Consider the following 17,812-nt stretch of genomic DNA (forward strand, 5'->3'; position numbering starts at 1 on the left):
ACTTTAAATAGCTGCCATTTCCTTTGGGCGAATGCAATTGTGAACTTCTTACACTTGAATTGTGAACTTCTTACACTTACCCGCCAACTTCTGACATCACCTGTTAAACTTGTAACAACTTCTCGTGATCTTCTAACATTCCCCCTTACTTTTGATCCGAACACATTTCACAGCAGGACTATACTGAATGGATACATAAAAACTAACTGCCCGTTCCAGTCAGAAACAGGCAGTTAACAGCCAATCATAGCTTATTCTGTTTCACCCGTCTGATCACGGCCCCAATACTCAACACCAGTCGGGTCATCGAGCGTATCCCGGTAAAAGACGGGATCCTTGCCTTCTTTGCGCTGTTTCATGTAATCCTTCAATACACTACCCGCAACTTTGTACAGTTTGGTTATGGCGTACAAGTTAATCAGTGCCATGATTCCCATCGATAAATCAGCCAGTGCCCAGACAAGGTCAAACGTTGCAACAGCACCGAACACGACCATGGCCAGGACAGCAATCCGGTAAATGAACAAGCCGACTTTACTGTTTTTAATGTAGCCGATATTATTTTCACCATAATAATAGTTGCCCAAAATCGAACTGTAGGCAAAGAAGAAGATGGCAACTGCAATAAAGATGGATGCAGCGTCCCCCAGATGCTGTTCAAATGCATTTTGGGTCAGCTGAATCCCATCTGCCTCACTTCCTTCAAACCCGCCGGCAGCAATAATAATAAATCCAGTCGCACTACAGATTAAGATCGTATCAAAAAATACACCAAGTGACTGAATCAGCCCTTGTTTGGCCGGGTGGGACACTTCCGCGGTTGCTGCGGCGTTCGGTGCACTACCCATACCGGCTTCATTGGAAAACAGCCCACGTTTGGTTCCCATCAGGATAGCAGCACCAAATCCACCACCTGCTACTTCACGGAACCCGAAGGCATTGCTGAAGATGTATGCGATTATATCCGGGACGGCGGTTATATTCATAATCAGGACAAAAAATGCAAGAATAATATACAAAATCGCCATGACCGGTACAATAATCTGTGCGACATTTGCGATACTTTTCAATCCGCCGAAAATGACAATGGCAGTTAGAACCACCAGCACAATCGCCATCATATTTTTGCCAACATCAAACTGGCCGTTAAAAGCCAGACTTATTGTATTGGACTGCACAGAGTTGAACACAAGACCATATGTAAATGTAATCGTAATGGCAAACACAACTCCCAGCCAGCGCTTGTTCAACCCTTTTTCAATGTAATACGCCGGTCCGCCGCGATACTGATTTTCTTCCGGTATTTTATAAACCTGTGCCAATGTACTTTCCACGAAGGCTGTTGCAGATCCGAGCAATGCAATGATCCACATCCAGAACACTGCACCCGGGCCACCGAGAGCGACTGCAGATGCAACGCCAGCCAGGTTACCTGTTCCGACTCGTGATGCGGCACTGATGGCAAACGCCTGAAAGGATGATGTTCCTTTCTTGCCGGAAGCACTTACCGTTCGCTTATCAAATAATACGCGGAACATCTCCGGAAGCAACCGGAACTGGACGAATCCGGTTTTAATTGTAAACCATATTCCAAGTCCGATTAATACAGCAATTAAGACGTAAGTCCACATGACCTCGTTTGCTGCGCCGATAATTTTTTCCAAAAACTCCATGATTTCTGTTCTCCCCTCAAGTTGTTAAAAATACATGTAGAAAGGTATACCCTTAATTTTTCTCATAAAAACAAAAGAAGCCAACAGTTGGCCTCTTTTAACATTATACTCAATCTATTTCTTTATCGGCAATGGGAAAATTATACTCCCCTGTTCCATGGGAAATCAGTGCCAAAAGTTGCTGCGAGATCTTTGGATTCTTTTCTTCTTTCCTGACGGAGCTCGGCACGTCTTGGTGCAGATGCATGCAGTTTTTTCTCGTCATCAGTTTCCGGGTAAACGGTCGCAACTTCTGATGGACGACCATTATCATCAACCGCAACAAATGTTGTGAAGGCAGTCGTACACACTTTCCGATTCCCCGACCGGATGTTCTCAGTTACCGCTTTGACAAAAACCTCCATCGACGTATTATGTGTCCACGTCACAAATGCCTCAACACATACCGCATCACCTTCTTTGACCGGCGCCAGGAAATCCACCGAATCCGTCGATGCAGTTACGACGGGCTTTCTGGCATGACGACCGGCAGCAATTGCCGCTACATCGTCAATATGGGCCATTAGTTTCCCTCCAAATAGCGTGCCGTGTGCATTCGTGTCGGGCGGCAGCACATGTGAAGTTTTTACTGCTAAAGATTGACTGCAAGGTTTATGTTCCATTTAAAATTCCTCCTAATATCGTAATTACAAAATTGGTGACAGCAATCGGGAAATGGACTCCTTAAACCTAATTCCGATTGACCGTTTTTCATAAAGCTTTTTTGTTATAACTGTGGACAATTCCAAATCATCGTTAAAAGCATCAACAAGACGTGATGCGAGCCCTTTGTCATAGAGAAATGCATTAACTTCAAAATTGAGACGGAAGCTTCGCACATCAATATTGGCCGTCCCGACGGATGCAATTTTTCCGTCGACGATAATTGTCTTGGCATGCAGGAAACCATTTTGATAAATATACACTTCTGCACCTGCGTTAAGCAAATCACCTGTATACGATAATGTTGCCCAGTAGACAAACGGATGATCCGGTTTGTTCGGAATCATAAGTTTCACATGGACACCTGACAGCGCTGCAATCCGCAATGCGTCTTTCAAGCTTTCATCCGGTATAAAGTAAGGTGTCTGAATATAAATATATTCCTTCGCCGACATGATCATTTTAATATACCCGTTTTTGATCTGCTCCCAATCGGAGTCCGGTCCGCTGGAAACAATCTGGATGCCGACATCACCACTGACCTTCCCGCTGTAAAATCTGTCTTCATACCCGATATGATTCCGTGAGGCCTGATTCCAGTCGAGAATAAACCGGGTCTGCATGTTATTGACAGCATCTCCTTTGATACGCAAGTGTGTATCCCGCCAATACCCGAACTTCTGATTTTTCCCCAAATATTCATCACCGATATTAAATCCGCCAATATAACCAATCTCACCATCAATTATTGCCAATTTGCGGTGGTTTCGATAATTAATTTTAAAATTGACTTTCGGTATCTTCGGTGGAAAAAATGACTCCACATGTGCCCCGGCTTTTCTTAAACGCCGGAGAAATTTTCTGCTGATTCCGCGGGATCCCATATCATCATATAGAACCCGTACCTCCACCCCTTCATTCGCTTTTTTAATCAGGACGTTGGCGATTTTTTGGCCAAGCCCATCATACCGGATTATGTAATAAAGCAGATGAATGTGATCTTTTGCCCGTTCCAAATCCTGGATCAGGGCATCAAACTTCTCTTTCCCGTCTGTATAAATTTCCACTGCATTATCCTGGGTGAAAATCGCATCGTCATTACGCAAATGAAGATAATAAAGATCCTCGAATTCAATCAGCTTTTTATTTTTATAGGAGAACCGGTTCTCCTCAATCGCCCTAAGTTGCCGTTGAACAGCTTTTTTTACCCCCAATTTGCTTTTCGTATCCCAGGTGAAAATCCGCTGCGAACTGATTCTTTTTCCAAATATCAAATACAAAAAGAACCCGGCAATCGGAATAAATAAAAGCACCATCAACCATGCCCAGGTTGAACTGGGATCTTTTCGTTCCAAAAAGATAATCGTCAGGGCCAAGGCAATGTTTGAAACCAGCACAAATCCCAATAAAATTGAAGTAAGACTCATTCATTGATCTCCTCTCACCGAGCAATCAGAGTAACCATAATATAGCATAATTTTTATCTTTACGTTAGTGTTGTGAAGTCCTTAATTTTTCTATTCCCAAACAGCGAACATAACATTCATGTAATTGAAATTTAACCAAAAAAAGTAACCGCACCGGATTTAGCGCGGATACTCTTTCTTGGAGGAGGCTCCCTTTGGGGCAGATATCCGCGATTTGATGCCGGATATCCGCGATTTTGTTGTCGATATTCACGATTCTAAGCTATATATCCGCGATTTCAACCTTCACATCAAAATTTCAAAATATATTTCCGCCTTTCTATAATAATGGGAGTGGATCCGCCTGCTGAGAGCCTCGGTTTGTCTCATCAAAATAGGCGGCTCGAGTGGTTTCATAATCAAATGGCGCACTTCCTTTGCTAGTTAGTAATATTAATATACGCCACACGACTTGAAAATTCCTGCTTTCCCGACAAAATTTCCCTTGGTAATCGAGCTGGATCACTGTCATTTTTGGCAAAAAATCACACCTGCACCGGCAAATAGCTTGTACAGGCGTGTTTATTTACGTTCTGAAAATACGTTGGAACACTTGATGAAACTTTTTGAGGCTGGCCTTTTCAGTACATAAGCCCTCCCCTAAAGATTGTTAAGTGCCTGCTCCAGATCAGACCAGATATCCTCCCAGTGCTCGAGGCCAACGGAAAGACGAATGAGCTGGTCGGTGATACCCATGTTAAGGCGCGCATCTTCCGGCACAACGGCATGTGTCATTGTGGCCGGGTGCTGGATCAATGTCTCTGCATCGCCCAGACTAACCGCGATTTTTAAGAATTTAAGATGGTTAAGGAACTGTTGGGCATCCTGCTTGGTTCCTTTTACATCAAATGAAATCAGCCCGCCGCCGCGTCTCATCTGTTTTTTACAGATGGCATTGTCCGGGTTGCTTTCATCACCGGGATAATAAATATGCTTCACTTTCGGATGGCTGCGCAGTTTTTCAAAGACCCTTTCCGCATTGTCACAATGACGGTCAATCCGGAGCGGTAAAGTTTTCAACCCGCGCAGCAGCAGCCAGGCGTCCATCGGCGCCATAATTCCGCCAATATCTTTTTGCGTGGTCATGGCCACTTCATCGAGGAAGTCTTTTTTACCGACAGCAAGGCCAGCCACGACATCCCCATGCCCGCCGAGGTATTTCGTCGCACTGTGCAGCACAACATCACAACCGAGATCAAGCGGCCGCTGCAAATATGGTGATGAGAAGGTATTGTCGACAACCACCGGAATCCCATATTCTTTGGCAACTTCAGCTACCATCTGAAGATCAATCAGCTTCATGGTCGGGTTAATGGGTGTCTCCACGTAAATACATGTTGTTTCCGGTTTGATCAATGAACGGATTTCATCTTTCGTCTGCATTTCCGAAAAATCATGCGTAATATTATACTTGTCCTTCATCATGGATAATAAGCCAAATGTACACCCGTAGAGTCCCGACGAACATAGCACATGATCGTTTGCCTTTGTCAGTGCAATCAGAATTGCCGATACCGCCGCCATTCCGGAACCAAAAGCGAGGCCGCGTTCACCGTTTTCCAGTGCTGCAATCCGCTCCTCAAGCACGCTTACGGTTGGATTGCCCAGACGGGAATACACATAACCCGCTTCTTCCCCGGCAAAACGACGCTCCCCCTGTTCAGCCGTGTCGAATGTATATGTCGAGGTCTGGAAAAGCGGTGTTGCCAAGCTTCCAAGCATCTCTTTTGAATCGTATCCTTCATGAATTACCGTCGTCTCAAAATGTTTATTTTCGTTTGTCATTCAGAATCCCCCAATTTAAAAAATCTAGTATATTCATATACTACTATCTTATTCTATTCCACAACAATTTGAAAGCGTTTCCCGGGATTTTTACGAGTCGCGGTGATTGCTTTTACCGAAAAAAGAATCTAAACTTGATTTATTTAGCAAATGGCGCAGCGTGTGCACGTTTGCTGCTGGAGTTCGCATATTTGCGGGTGGGTTCGCATGTTTGGGCTGGGAGTTCGCACGTTTGTGCTGGAATTCGCACGTTTGGGCCGGAATTCGCACGTTTGTGGCTTCACTTCGCACGTTTGCGGGTGGGTTCGCACGTTTGAGCTGGGAGTTCGCTCGTTTCAAATTTCAATTCATGCAAAACTATTACAAAGGAGGCTTGCTAATTGGATCAGGAGAATAAACTTGGAATTATCTATGCAGCGGCAGCCTATACACTTTGGGGGTTTCTGCCAATCTATTGGAAACTTGTCCAGCACGTTCCGGCAGATGAAATTCTTGCACACCGCATTCTGTGGTCATTCATTTTTATGATGATCATCGTGCTTGTATCCGGCAAGCTGCGGCCATTTTTCAAGGAGTGCAGACAAATACTGCACGACAAAAAGAAACTGATCGGGATTTCTGCGGCTTCCGTCATTATCAGCATCAACTGGCTGACGTTTATTTGGGCGGTTAACAGTGAACATGTTGTTCAGGCAAGCCTTGGCTATTACATAAATCCGCTTGTCAGTATTTTACTGGGCATGATTGTTTTAAATGAATCTCTAAGCAGACGGCAGCTGCTTTCATTCATCCTGGCGGCGATCGGGGTTATCAATCTCACCATCAGTTTTGGCGTGTTTCCATGGGTCTCCCTCGTATTGGCATTCAGCTTCGGGCTGTATGGACTGTTGAAAAAAATGGTCGATATCGGAGCAATGTTCGGGCTGACGATTGAAACGATGATTGTAACACCGATTGCACTTATTTATCTGGTTGTTATTCCTGGCAGTACGCTTGCACCTGACATAATGCTCTCCAGAAATGGTACTTTACTGTTTGGTGCCGGTATAGCCACGGCGATCCCGCTTCTGCTGTTTGCTGCCGGGGCGAAACGGATTCCGCTGTCAATGGTTGGCTTTCTACAGTACATTGCACCGACTCTTATGCTTGTTCTCGGCGTGTTTTTGTATGACGAACCATTTACACAGGCACATCTTGTTTCATTCCTATTCATTTGGGTGGCATTAATCATCTACATGGGAGCGGCACGGCATAAAAAACCGGTACGCCAAAAAGAAATCTAAATTATTTTAAAAAATCTGTTGACGAACGGCACGGAACATGTATATAATATTCATTAAATTAATTAAAGTTAGTTATATCTTCTTATCAAGAGCGGCGGAGGGATAGGCCCTGTGAAGCCCGGCAACCTAAAAGGCAGTCATTGCTTTGAAAGGTGCTAAATCCTACAGATCAATTTTCGATCTGGAAGATAAGAGGAGGATCGTTGTAAATAACGCCCTCTTCTTAGGAAGAGGGCTTTTTCATTCTCCTCTTCCTCCAGATACAATTCAAGGAGGAATTTTTCATGTCAAACTATCAACTTTTTAACCCGGAAACTAACCTGCTTCACGGCGGACAGCAGCCTGATCCGACTACAGGATCACGCGCGGTGCCAATCTATCAGACTACTTCCTATGTGTTTCGGGATACGGAACATGCGCAGAATCTTTTTGGACTGAAGGAAGCAGGCAATATTTATACCCGTATCGGCAACCCGACCGTTGATGCATTTGAACAGCGGATTACATTACTTGAGGACGGTGCTGCAGCGGTGGCGACTTCATCCGGGATGGCAGCAATTACACTATCCATTTTAAACATCGCCCAAAGTGGAGATGAAATCATCGCCGACAGTAATTTGTACGGCGGGACATATAATCTGTTTGCCAATACACTCCCACGTTATGGCATCGATGTAAAATTTGTCGACGGAACGGACCTGGAACAGATTCGCAGTTCGATAACATCCAAAACAAAAGCAATCTTTGGTGAGACGATCACTAACCCGAGCCTGAATGTATTGGACATTGAAAAGATTGCCGAAATCGCGCATGAAAATGATATTCCGGTTATCATTGATAATACGTTTGCTACACCTTACGTTTCGAAGCCACTAACATGGGGGGCCGACATTGTCATTCATTCCGCAACGAAATGGATCGGCGGCCATGGTACAACAATAGGCGGAGTGGCGATTGACGGCGGCAGATTTGATTGGACAAAAGGGAAATTCCCTGGGTTCACCGAGCCTGACGAAAGCTATCACGGCGTTCGCTATGCGGATCTTGGTCCTGTAGCATTTGCCACAAAACTGCGTGTCCAGTTGCTGCGCGATATTGGTGCATGTCTTGGACCACAGGATGCGTTCCAACTGCTGCAAGGACTGGAAACCCTTCATCTACGGGTGGAGCGACATAATAAAAATGCGGCAGAAGTTGCTGACTTCCTGCAAAATCATCCTGCAGTCGAATGGGTCAACTACCCTGGTTTAAAAGATCATCCATCACACCAGACCGCACAGAAATATTTTCAGATCGGATTTGGTTCGGTGATTACATTTGGTATTAAAGGTGATCGTGATGCTGGACGCAAAGTAATTGATAATATTTCTATCTGGTCCCACGTTGCCAATGTCGGCGACGCTAAATCGCTGATCATTCATCCGGCATCAACGACACACCAGCAGCTGGGTGCTGAAGACCTGAAGCAAAGCGGTGTTACAGAGGAATTAATCCGCCTGTCAGTTGGCCTTGAATCGACTAAGGATACGTTAGCCGACCTGGATCAGGCAATCGCAAATGCAGCCGGTGTTGAAAAAACAATTGAGACGACGGATGCTGATGCCATTAACTGGCTGCTGTCCACCCCATTCAACCGGGAGAACGGACTTCGCAAAAAAACCATTGCTGTCTATGGCGAAACATCGTTCAATAATTTGGATAAATTAGGATTCCAGATCGTTACAGTCGGCAATCATGGGAACTACAACTCATTGCAGGAAATTCCATTTGATGTGGATGCTGTTGCAACGAATAATCAGGCACTGCCTCCTGAGACGATTGAACAGTTTATTAATAAAGAAGGAAAAATTCTTTGGACAGATAATCCGAGCGAAAGTGACCAAACTTTGGAGAATGCCAAAGCCGCCGGAATTACTGTTATTTCCGGAAAGGATGCCTATCAAGAAGCAACCAGACTTCGTAGTGGTCAATCTGATAAAGTACTGACAAACGCATAAGGAAATGCAGCGGACGGGGAGAAGTCTTGGTAAAAAGATTGCCCCCGTCCCGCTTTTTCCGAACCGGTTGATGTTTCGCCCGTGCGGTTGATGTTTTCCCCATACGGTTGATGTTCCGCCTGTGCGGTTGATGTTTTCCCCATACGGTTGATGTTTCACCTGTGCGGTTGATGTTCCGCCTGTGCGGTTGATGTTTTCCCCATACGGTTGAAGTTTCGCCCGTACGGTTGATGTTCCACTCGTACAGTTAATCTTTCTGCTACGTTAAAATTTTTTAAGAAGGGAGTTTTTATTGATGAAACCGATTCAAGTTGCGCTGATTGGTCTTGGGACCGTCGGATGCGGAGTCTACCAAACACTGCATATACACAAGCAGCGCCTGGAAATCGTGCTTGGTGCACCGGTTGAGCTGACAACGGTTGTCATCGAAAACCCGGATAAACACCAAAGGATTGCCGAAAAGGCGCCCATCTCAACAGATATTTCAGATATTCTGTACAACCCGGAAATTGATGTGGTTTTTGAGGCAATCAATGGGAAAGAACCGGCTTTCACCTATTTAAAACAGTGCATTCAAGCCGGAAAACATGTGGTCACTGCCAACAAGGAAATGTTCGCATCACATGGCAGGGAACTGAAGGAACTGGCCAAAACCAATGATGTCCAAATCGGCTATGACGCGACAACAGCCGGTGGTATTCCGATCATCCAAACAATCAGCCAGTTGTTTCGGGCCAATCAGATTCAGCAGGTGCAGGCAATTTTGAACGGTACATCAAACTATATCCTGACTGAGATGCGGGAAAATAAGCTCTCCTTCTCCACTGCACTGAAACAGGCACAAAAATGGGGTTACGCCGAAGCAGATCCAACGAACGATATCGAGGGATATGATGCTTTTTACAAATTGATGATTCTCAGTGAGCTTATTTACGATAAGCAACCTGACCCGGAAAACATCAGCCATTCCGGAATCACCGGAATAACTGGCGACTCCATTGAAAAAGCGCAACAGGATGGTAATCGGATCAAACATATCGCTTCAATCAATTACGATAAGGCAGGCAATTTGACAGCGGCAATTGAACCGGTGGCTGTCTCAAAGGAACATCCCCTCTATGCGGTCGAAGGTGTCGATAATGCAATCCACCTGAAAGCAGACATCGTTGGGGATATAACATTAACCGGACCCGGTGCAGGTTCATTTCCAACCGCAAGTGCCATGATTGAAGATTTTTGCCTAATTCTCAGTAAGCGGCCCGCTCCCATCCCCATCAGTTAAATAAAATAAGATTGTCTATTTCGACCACGAGCAAAAATCGTCTTCTGCCTGAAGGCGATTTTTTCAATTTCATTACCAATTATCATATAGGCGTGTGCACTTTTTCAATCTCTGCATAAAATGTTAATAAATCGAAACATCCTATTGCTATACTTGCCTGTATAATCGGGTACAGATATAGTGTATACATGAACAGCTAAACGAAGAAGAAGCATAGGTGTGAGCAAGTTGAAAAGAAGATACATTTACATTATTTTGGTTATACTGCTTATAGGTTTCATCAGTTTATTTTTTATGTTCCGGGAAAATCCCGAAGAGCAATTTAACGAAACACACGAGCAGCCGCAGCAAGAGGAAAAACAACAGAAAAAAGACTCGGAGCAAGCAAATGAACCGAACACGAAAAAACAGGAAGAAAAGAAGGCAGAAGAAGAACAAGAAGAGAATTCAGTTACCGAGTCGTTGAAACTCATCCTGGGCGAGGCATTGGAGCGAACGGTTGATCTGTTTACCAGCAAGGAATCTCATATCGTTGCAATTGGTGATTCATTAACACAGGGTGTCGGGGATGACGTTGTAGAAGGCGGCTATGTCGGCATTCTAAAAAATATTATGAATGATGGTGGAGATAAGCAGGTAACATTTGATAACTATGGCGTACGCGGAAATACATCAAGTCAACTGTACGACCGGCTGGATGACCCGAAAATAAAACAATCGTTAAAAGATGCTGATATCATTTTAATTACGATTGGCGCGAACGATGTCATGGAAGTTGTCAAACAGAACTTTACCAATTTGACCCTCAAAGACTTTCAACAGGAACGAATTGCGTATAAAGAGAGACTTAAAAACATATTGAATCAAATGCGGGAATATAATGCAGATGCTGAAATCTACCTGATTGGATTTTATAATCCGTTTGCCAAGTATTTCCCGAGTCTGGAGGAACTCGGTGTGATAGTAGAAAGCTGGAATTCAACGGGCAAAAAAGTTGTTCGGCAATATGAGAATACAACTTTCATACCAACAGCTGATTTATTCAAAGGCAAAGAAACGGATTTATTTGCCTCGGATAATTTTCACCCGAACCACCAGGGATACCAGCTAATAGCCAAACGGGTACTGGAATATATAACCGAATAAGGAGGTGGACAGATTGGCGCAACACACAAAACGGAAAAACAGGTGGAAACGATTATTTCTTATGCTGTTTGGACTAAACATGGTGATATTCATTGCTATTATTGCATTAATTTTCTGGCCTGTTTCCGATACGGAGGATTCATATCCGGAACAAGAATTCACACAGAAAAGCTCAGAATTCGTTGTGCGCACCACCAAACAGAATTTGAATGAACTCATGAACGCTTACATTGATAAGCTGTTGGAGGGGTCAAATCATCATTATAAAGTGTCATTAAATGATGATGTTCATCTGCAAGGAGAGCTTCCGGTATTCTCGACCACTGTCCCTTTATCCGTACACCTGGAACCGCTTGTGCAGGATAACGGTGATGTCATCCTGAAGCAGAAGTCTATTTCCATTGGGCTGCTCGAGCTGCCCAATCAGAAAATCATGGAATATATGAAAAAATATTTACCCGTACCGAAGTGGGTGACCATCAACCCGGAAGACGAAGAAATTTATGTTGCGGTCACTGACATGAAAATCAGAAGTAACTTCCATGTCGGCGTTGAACATATTGATCTTAAAGCAAACAATCTGGCATTTAAAATAAAAATTCCGTATAAAACGCTGGGAATTGAACCGAAGAAGGACTCTGCACGATAGCGACAAAACAATACGTCGCTATCTTTTCCTTCTTATAATCACTCCATATAAATTGCATACATCTGCTCAATCTTTTGACGCATTCGTTCAACCAGATGGTCCGGGGAAAGCACTTTTGCTTTATGCCCCCACGTAAGTATCCAATTAACCAGACCATCCGAAAGTTTCACCTTCGTGGACAACACAAAATGGTTATCATCCAATTCACGGATATCCGCATCCTGCCCGAATCTGTCCAGCACCACATTGACCAGACTATTATCGAATCGAATTTTCATCCACATTTCCTCGCCTGCAAACATATGAAAACTCTGGTCCACATATTCCTGCAGATTAAACTTCTTTTTCCGGAAAGACTGCTCACTGATCTGTATATCACGAATCCGGTCAAGACGGTAATGTCGCAGCTCATCATTCTCCTGAAACCGTCCGATCAAATAATAATAGTCATTTTGCCAGATTAACGCATACGGCTCCACATGATACCGCTCCGCATTCCGGTGATACTCAAACTCTTTTTTAACGTTGAACTTCCCATACTGATACGTCAGAACCCTGCTCTCTGAAATTGCCCGGTGCACACAGTCGATATTCAATTTGACCAGCTCATAGTCCATGTTTGCCGACTGACTGAACAGAATTGGCTCAGGCAATGTGTTGGCAATATGTCTGCTCGTCAGATTTTTTACCTTCTGAATGAGTTTTTCTTTTTCATTCGTTGTAATAAACTTAGCTGATAAAATTGCGTCAATAATTAATCTGAGCTGGTATGTTTCAAACAGCCGTGTCTGATGACTGAAATACATTTTGCCGTATCTGCCTGTGTTGCGGACAATCTCAAAATCTGTCTCATCGAGTGTTTCCAGATCACGTTTAATTGTCCGGGTATCAAAAACTGCATCACCGGTACTGGCTTTGAGTTTCTCGCTCAGTTCGCTGATACCAAGCTCATGCATATCATCTGTTTCCTCAAATAGAATGTCGCGTAAATTTAATAAACGGTAATTGCTCCCCCGCTCCATTACGGTATCCCCCTTACATAGAAAGTTTGCATATCCCATCGCTCATACCTGCTAAAAAAGAACCTATACAATGTTATCTGCAAGGTTCTTCTCATCTGATGACAAAATTCTTTACTTTTTTGGATAGGTCAATTAGGAATGACTGTTTTGGCAACGTGTTTTCACCCGCTGTTAATTTTCGTTCGGCAGGGATACAGGATTGATAGCTTCCAAGCATACCTTTATAGACTAAGCGCATTCCATGATGGTTGCGGATATCGGCCGGTGTTATAAAACAAATCGGCTTGGCAAACCGCAATGACTCAACATCATGTAAGACAGTGGCAACAAATTGTGAGCAGAACAATGCATTACTGCGGTTAATCTCCACCTGCAACAAAATCCCAAACAGTCCGATGAAATTATATTTGTAATTGGTTTTCCGAAGTTCAATCTCGGCGATTCGCTTTTGAATGAGTGCAACTTCTTTTTCAGAAACATTGAACGAATAGACAGCACAGGCGGCATTCCGCAAAAAGTCGCTTCGTATATCTTCTCTTACAAATCCGCCAATAAACGGATTATGCGGTTTCTTTCTTCCAAAACTGTAAACTTGCTGCAAATCCGGGTCGAAAGCCAGTGAAACATGGTTCAGCGATTGTTTCGTGACATAATTTATTACCTTTGACAGGCATGTACCTGTATCCGTAAAGAGAAAGTATATCGTCTTCTCACCCATTGACTTCCCCTCCGTTATAAGCAATTCTGATGGCATGACAGCTAATTAACGTTATATTTCCTTAACTTTATTGTTACATATTTTCCCTGAGAAATATAGTCTTTTTTTATTCGACAAAATTCTGGTGACGCCAATTGTCGGGAGTTTCAACCAGTGACAAGCATTTCCAAACCATCATGATTGACGAAATACTCTAAATCCCGTAATCTAACGATGATGACTATTTAATGGAGGAACGTTTTACATGATTACTGTTAATAATGTTAGTTTACGTTATGGAGATAAAAAGTTATTTGAGGATGTAAACCTGAAATTCACGCCCGGAAACTGCTATGGCCTGATTGGTGCCAATGGTGCCGGTAAATCGACTTTTTTGAAAGTCCTCTCCGGTGAGGTGGAAGCCCAGTCAGGAAATGTTTCCCTCTCCCCTGGCGAGCGGATGACCGTTTTGAAACAGGATCACTTTGCCTATGAGGAGTACGAAGTCTTGGAAACCGTCCTGATGGGACATGAAAGGCTCTATGAGGTGAAGCAGGAAAAAGACGCCATCTACATGAAACCTGACTTTTCCGAGGAAGACGGCATGCGTGCCGCTGAACTGGAAGGCGAGTTTGCCGAAATGAACGGCTGGGAAGCAGAGTCTGATGCTGCTGTCCTTTTAAAAGGTTTAGGTATTGATGAATCACTGCACTCAAAAAAAATGGCCGAAATTTCCGGTGATCAAAAGGTAAAAGTGCTGCTTGCCCAGGCACTGTTCGGTAACCCCGACATTCTGCTCCTGGATGAGCCGACAAACGGTCTTGATATCCATGCCATTCAATGGTTGGAAGAGTTTTTGATCAACTTTGAAAACACGGTCATTGTCGTATCACACGACCGTCACTTTTTGAACAAAGTCTGTACCCACATTGCGGATGTCGACTACGGAAAAATCGAAATCTATGTCGGTAACTATGATTTCTGGTATGAGTCCAGTCAGCTGGCAAACAAAATGGCGCAGGAAGCAAACAAGAAAAAGGAAGAAAAGATTAAAGAACTGCAATCGTTTATCGCGAGGTTCAGTGCAAATGCATCCAAGTCAAAACAGGCTACATCACGTAAAAAGCTGCTCGACAGCATTACACTAGATGACATTAAGCCATCATCACGCCGTTATCCGTATATCTCATTCACACCGGATCGTGAAATCGGTAATGACCTGCTGCGTGTCGAAGGTTTAACCAAAACAATTGGTGGAGAGAAAGTGCTTGATAATGTCAGCTTTACGATGAAAAAAGATGACAAAATCGCCCTTATCGGCAAAAGCGAAATCGCTAAGACAACACTGTTCAAAATAATTATGGGAGAAATGGAACCCGATGCAGGAACATATAAATGGGGTGTGACAACATCACAGTCCTATTTCCCTAAGGATAATGCGGCATATTTTGAAGGCGGAGAGCCGACGCTGGTTGAATGGCTTCGGCAATACTCCCCTGAAGACGAAACAGAAACATTTCTGCGTGGCTTTCTTGGCCGTATGCTCTTCTCGGGTGAAGAGGCATTGAAAAAGCCAAGTGTCCTGTCCGGTGGTGAGAAGGTTCGCTGCATGCTGAGTAAAATGATGCTGTCCGGTGCAAACGTTCTAGTGCTGGATGAACCGACAAACCATCTGGACTTGGAGTCAATTACCGCATTGAATAAAGGGTTGGTTAAGTTTAAAGGCTCCATCCTGTTCGCGTCTCATGACCATGAATTTATTCAGAGTATCGCAAATCGTCTGATTGAAATAACACCAAATGGCATTATCGATAAAGAAATAAGTTATGACGAATATATTGCCGATGCTGAGTTACAAAAGAAAGTTGAGGAAATGTACACAGCTTAATTTTAATCCAGAACAAAACGAACCCCCCAACTGAGTCATTCAGCTGGGGGGTTCTCCTATATGCACACATATAAACATTAGTTTTGTGTCTGCAACTGTCTTTCTTTATATTCTTCATTATATTTATCATTATACAGATGGCATGCCACCCAATGATCTTTCTTATATTCCTGCCACTCCGGCTCAACTTTTGCACAAATATCCATCGCGTGCGGGCACCTTGTCCGAAAACGACAGCCACTTGGTGGTGCAATCGGACTTGGCACGTCACCCTCAATAACAATCCGTTCCCGGGATCGTTCCACTTGCGGATCCGGCAGCGGAATTGCTGAGAGCAATGCCTGTGTATATGGGTGCAATGGCTCTTCGTAAATGTCATCACTGCTTGCCACTTCAGCCATATTACCCAGGTACATAACACCGACACGGTCACTTATATGCTTCACCATGGATAAATCATGGGCAATAAACAAATACGTAAGTCCGCGTTCATTCTGCAATTTTTGCATCAGATTAACAACTTGTGCCTGGATGGAAACATCAAGTGCCGAAATAGGTTCATCAGCAATAATGAATTCCGGGTCCACCGCAAGTGCGCGCGCAACTCCAATACGCTGACGCTGTCCGCCACTGAATTCATGCGGATAGCGGTTCGCGTGTTCCTGGTTCAGACCTACTGTTTCAAGCAGTTCATAAACTCTTTTTTCACGCTCTTCTTTGCTGTTTGCCAAGTTATGAATATCAATGCCTTCCGCAATAATTTCCATAACAGTCATTCTAGGATTTAATGATGCATAAGGATCCTGGAAAATCATCTGCATTTTACGGTTAAATGCTTTCAGTTCCTTCTTTGACTTCTTGCCGTGGACATCGACACCTTCAAAGTTCACTTCACCTTCTGTTGCATCATATAATCGTAAAATTGTCCGTCCTGCAGTTGATTTACCACAGCCGGACTCGCCAACGAGTCCAAATGTTTCGCCTTTATATATATCAAAACTTATGCCGTCGACAGCTTTCAAAATTGCCTTTCTGCCAACTTTAAAGTGTTTTTTCAAATTTTTGATTTCCAGCAGTTTTTCATTTGAATGTGACAAATTTCAACCCCCTCATACGTTTGGATATAATCCAAATTTATTTTTTGGTACCGGTTATTTCGTCGTTTCATCATCCAGTTAATAGTAGCTAAAGCTTACAATCTTATTTACTGGCAGCCTTAACTGCTTCAGGTGGTTCCACTTCCGGTGCACGCTCATCAAGCAGCCAGCATGCAGCCGTCTGTGTTTCACTTACTTTCGTATGCTCAGGCATATGTTCTGTGCATACTTTCATCGCATGCGGACAACGTGCCGCAAACGGGCATCCTTTGGGCGGATTCGATAAATCCGGCGGTGTACCCGCAATCGTCATTAAGTCATCCTGTTTCTCATGCAACCGTGGCATGGATGACAATAGCCCCCATGAATACGGATGTTTCGCATTGTAAAATAATTCGTCAACGGTTCCGACTTCCACTACTTTGCCACCATACATAACCGCAACACGCTGTGCCATGTTAGCCACAACACCAAGGTCGTGGGTAATTAATATAATGGAAGTATCGCCTTCAGCCTGCAGGTTTTTCATCAAATCAAGAATTTGTGCCTGAATGGTAACGTCAAGTGCTGTTGTTGGTTCATCAGCAATTAAGACTTTCGGATTACATGCCAATGCGATGGCAATGACAACCCGCTGTCTCATCCCCCCGGAAAATTGGTGCGGATATTGTTTAACCCGCGTTTCCGGATTCGGGATACCTACCAGATTCAACAATTCTACCGCCCGTTGTTTTGCTTCAGGCTTACTCATATTCTGGTGTTTGATTAGACCTTCCATAATCTGTTTGCCGACTGTCATTGTCGGATTCAACGATGTCATCGGATCCTGGAAAATCATCGAAATGTCTTTACCTCGTATATCTTGCATCTGTTTATCCGTTAATTTAGCTAGATCTTTCCCATCAAAAAGAATTTCTCCGGATTTAATGCGTCCCGGCGGACTGGGGTTAAGCTGCATAATTGTTTTTGATGTTACCGATTTACCTGAACCGGACTCACCTACGATTGCAAGTGCTTCACCTTTCTTCAACTTCAAATCAACCCCCCGGACTGCTTGCACCTCACCGGAAAATGTATCAAACGATACATGTAAATCGTTTATCTCTAATATATTTTCCAACACTG

Annotated in this window: 15 protein-coding genes and 1 riboswitch; of the genes, 6 read left to right on the plus strand and 9 right to left on the minus strand. The window is 43.8% G+C overall.

The window, feature by feature from the left end:
* Positions 1-251: 251 nt before the first annotated feature.
* The 4 genes from HUX68_RS11715 to megL form a co-directional block, all read right to left on the minus strand.
* Complete coding sequence (locus tag HUX68_RS11715; RefSeq protein WP_174615000.1) at positions 252-1,673, minus strand: alanine/glycine:cation symporter family protein; 1,422 nt, start codon at positions 1,671-1,673, stop codon at positions 252-254.
* Positions 1,674-1,813: 140 nt separating this feature from the next.
* Positions 1,814-2,335, minus strand: coding sequence for an acyl-CoA thioesterase (locus HUX68_RS11720; RefSeq protein ID WP_174615001.1), 522 nt, complete (start codon positions 2,333-2,335; stop codon positions 1,814-1,816).
* 24 nt (positions 2,336-2,359) lie between these two features.
* Positions 2,360-3,802 carry a cardiolipin synthase gene (gene cls / locus HUX68_RS11725; RefSeq protein WP_174615002.1) on the minus strand — a complete coding sequence of 481 codons (1,443 nt, stop codon included), beginning with the start codon at positions 3,800-3,802 and terminating at the stop codon, positions 2,360-2,362.
* A gap of 639 nt (positions 3,803-4,441) precedes the next feature.
* Complete coding sequence (gene megL, locus HUX68_RS11730) at positions 4,442-5,626, minus strand: methionine gamma-lyase (RefSeq protein ID WP_174615003.1); 1,185 nt, start codon at positions 5,624-5,626, stop codon at positions 4,442-4,444.
* Positions 5,627-6,006: 380 nt separating this feature from the next.
* Between megL and rarD the strand changes: the two genes are divergently transcribed.
* Together rarD and HUX68_RS11740 are read left to right on the plus strand one after the other, a co-directional pair.
* Positions 6,007-6,909 carry an EamA family transporter RarD gene (rarD, locus tag HUX68_RS11735; protein WP_174615004.1) on the plus strand — a complete coding sequence of 301 codons (903 nt, stop codon included), beginning with the start codon at positions 6,007-6,009 and terminating at the stop codon, positions 6,907-6,909.
* 79 nt (positions 6,910-6,988) lie between these two features.
* Positions 6,989-7,104, plus strand: a riboswitch (SAM riboswitch).
* 89 nt (positions 7,105-7,193) lie between these two features.
* Complete coding sequence (locus tag HUX68_RS11740) at positions 7,194-8,906, plus strand: PLP-dependent aspartate aminotransferase family protein (RefSeq protein ID WP_174615005.1); 1,713 nt, start codon at positions 7,194-7,196, stop codon at positions 8,904-8,906.
* On the opposite strand, the gene HUX68_RS11745 is transcribed toward HUX68_RS11740, so the two are convergent.
* Positions 8,876-9,049 (minus strand): hypothetical protein, encoded by a 174-nt coding sequence (locus HUX68_RS11745; protein ID WP_174615006.1) that lies wholly within the window; start codon positions 9,047-9,049, stop codon positions 8,876-8,878. The two genes, HUX68_RS11740 and HUX68_RS11745, sit on opposite strands and share 31 nt — an antisense overlap.
* A 152-nt stretch (positions 9,050-9,201) precedes the next feature.
* On the opposite strand from HUX68_RS11745, the gene HUX68_RS11750 reads away from it, so the two are divergent.
* From HUX68_RS11750 to HUX68_RS11760, 3 genes are all read left to right on the plus strand, one after another.
* Positions 9,202-10,188 carry a homoserine dehydrogenase gene (locus HUX68_RS11750; protein ID WP_174615007.1) on the plus strand — a complete coding sequence of 329 codons (987 nt, stop codon included), beginning with the start codon at positions 9,202-9,204 and terminating at the stop codon, positions 10,186-10,188.
* Between the two features lie 228 nt (positions 10,189-10,416).
* A complete protein-coding gene (locus tag HUX68_RS11755) occupies positions 10,417-11,334 on the plus strand; it encodes an SGNH/GDSL hydrolase family protein (protein WP_174615008.1) in 918 nt (305 codons plus the stop codon).
* Positions 11,335-11,347: 13 nt separating this feature from the next.
* Positions 11,348-11,983 carry a YpmS family protein gene (locus HUX68_RS11760; protein ID WP_174615009.1) on the plus strand — a complete coding sequence of 212 codons (636 nt, stop codon included), beginning with the start codon at positions 11,348-11,350 and terminating at the stop codon, positions 11,981-11,983.
* Positions 11,984-12,021: 38 nt separating this feature from the next.
* Here HUX68_RS11760 and HUX68_RS11765 read toward each other — a convergent pair whose 3' ends face one another.
* Both HUX68_RS11765 and HUX68_RS11770 read right to left on the minus strand, forming a co-directional pair.
* Positions 12,022-13,005 (minus strand): helix-turn-helix transcriptional regulator, encoded by a 984-nt coding sequence (locus HUX68_RS11765; RefSeq protein ID WP_174615010.1) that lies wholly within the window; start codon positions 13,003-13,005, stop codon positions 12,022-12,024.
* A 91-nt stretch (positions 13,006-13,096) separates the two neighbouring features.
* The gene (locus HUX68_RS11770) at positions 13,097-13,723 is read right to left on the minus strand and encodes a hypothetical protein (RefSeq protein ID WP_174615011.1); all 627 of its coding nucleotides are present in this window, start codon (positions 13,721-13,723) and stop codon (positions 13,097-13,099) included.
* A 244-nt stretch (positions 13,724-13,967) separates the two neighbouring features.
* On the opposite strand from HUX68_RS11770, the gene HUX68_RS11775 reads away from it, so the two are divergent.
* A complete protein-coding gene (locus HUX68_RS11775) occupies positions 13,968-15,590 on the plus strand; it encodes an ABC-F family ATP-binding cassette domain-containing protein (protein WP_174615012.1) in 1,623 nt (540 codons plus the stop codon).
* Between the two features lie 77 nt (positions 15,591-15,667).
* Here the strand turns inward: HUX68_RS11775 and HUX68_RS11780 are convergent, their stop codons facing one another.
* Together HUX68_RS11780 and HUX68_RS11785 are read right to left on the minus strand one after the other, a co-directional pair.
* Positions 15,668-16,687, minus strand: coding sequence for an ABC transporter ATP-binding protein (locus HUX68_RS11780; protein WP_174615013.1), 1,020 nt, complete (start codon positions 16,685-16,687; stop codon positions 15,668-15,670).
* Between the two features lie 103 nt (positions 16,688-16,790).
* Positions 16,791-17,807 carry an ABC transporter ATP-binding protein gene (locus HUX68_RS11785; RefSeq protein ID WP_174615014.1) on the minus strand — a complete coding sequence of 339 codons (1,017 nt, stop codon included), beginning with the start codon at positions 17,805-17,807 and terminating at the stop codon, positions 16,791-16,793.
* Positions 17,808-17,812: the final 5 nt, after the last annotated feature.

The organism is Virgibacillus ihumii (genome assembly GCF_902726655.1).
GTDB lineage: Bacteria > Bacillota > Bacilli > Bacillales > Amphibacillaceae > Lentibacillus > Lentibacillus ihumii.

Excerpts from the sequence above, each read along its gene's own strand:
- HUX68_RS11750 (WP_174615007.1), top strand. The coding sequence starts at position 9,202 with ATGAAACCGATTCAAGTTGCGCTGATTGGTCTTGGGACCGTCGGATGC.
- HUX68_RS11745 (WP_174615006.1), bottom strand. The coding sequence starts at position 9,049 with ATGGGGAAAACATCAACCGCACAGGCGGAACATCAACCGTATGGGGAA.
- HUX68_RS11715 (WP_174615000.1), bottom strand. The coding sequence starts at position 1,673 with ATGGAGTTTTTGGAAAAAATTATCGGCGCAGCAAACGAGGTCATGTGG.
- HUX68_RS11775 (WP_174615012.1), top strand. The coding sequence starts at position 13,968 with ATGATTACTGTTAATAATGTTAGTTTACGTTATGGAGATAAAAAGTTA.
- HUX68_RS11765 (WP_174615010.1), bottom strand. The coding sequence starts at position 13,005 with ATGGAGCGGGGGAGCAATTACCGTTTATTAAATTTACGCGACATTCTA.
- megL (WP_174615003.1), bottom strand. The coding sequence starts at position 5,626 with ATGACAAACGAAAATAAACATTTTGAGACGACGGTAATTCATGAAGGA.
- HUX68_RS11770 (WP_174615011.1), bottom strand. The coding sequence starts at position 13,723 with ATGGGTGAGAAGACGATATACTTTCTCTTTACGGATACAGGTACATGC.
- HUX68_RS11740 (WP_174615005.1), top strand. The coding sequence starts at position 7,194 with ATGTCAAACTATCAACTTTTTAACCCGGAAACTAACCTGCTTCACGGC.
- HUX68_RS11720 (WP_174615001.1), bottom strand. The coding sequence starts at position 2,335 with ATGGAACATAAACCTTGCAGTCAATCTTTAGCAGTAAAAACTTCACAT.
- cls (WP_174615002.1), bottom strand. The coding sequence starts at position 3,802 with ATGAGTCTTACTTCAATTTTATTGGGATTTGTGCTGGTTTCAAACATT.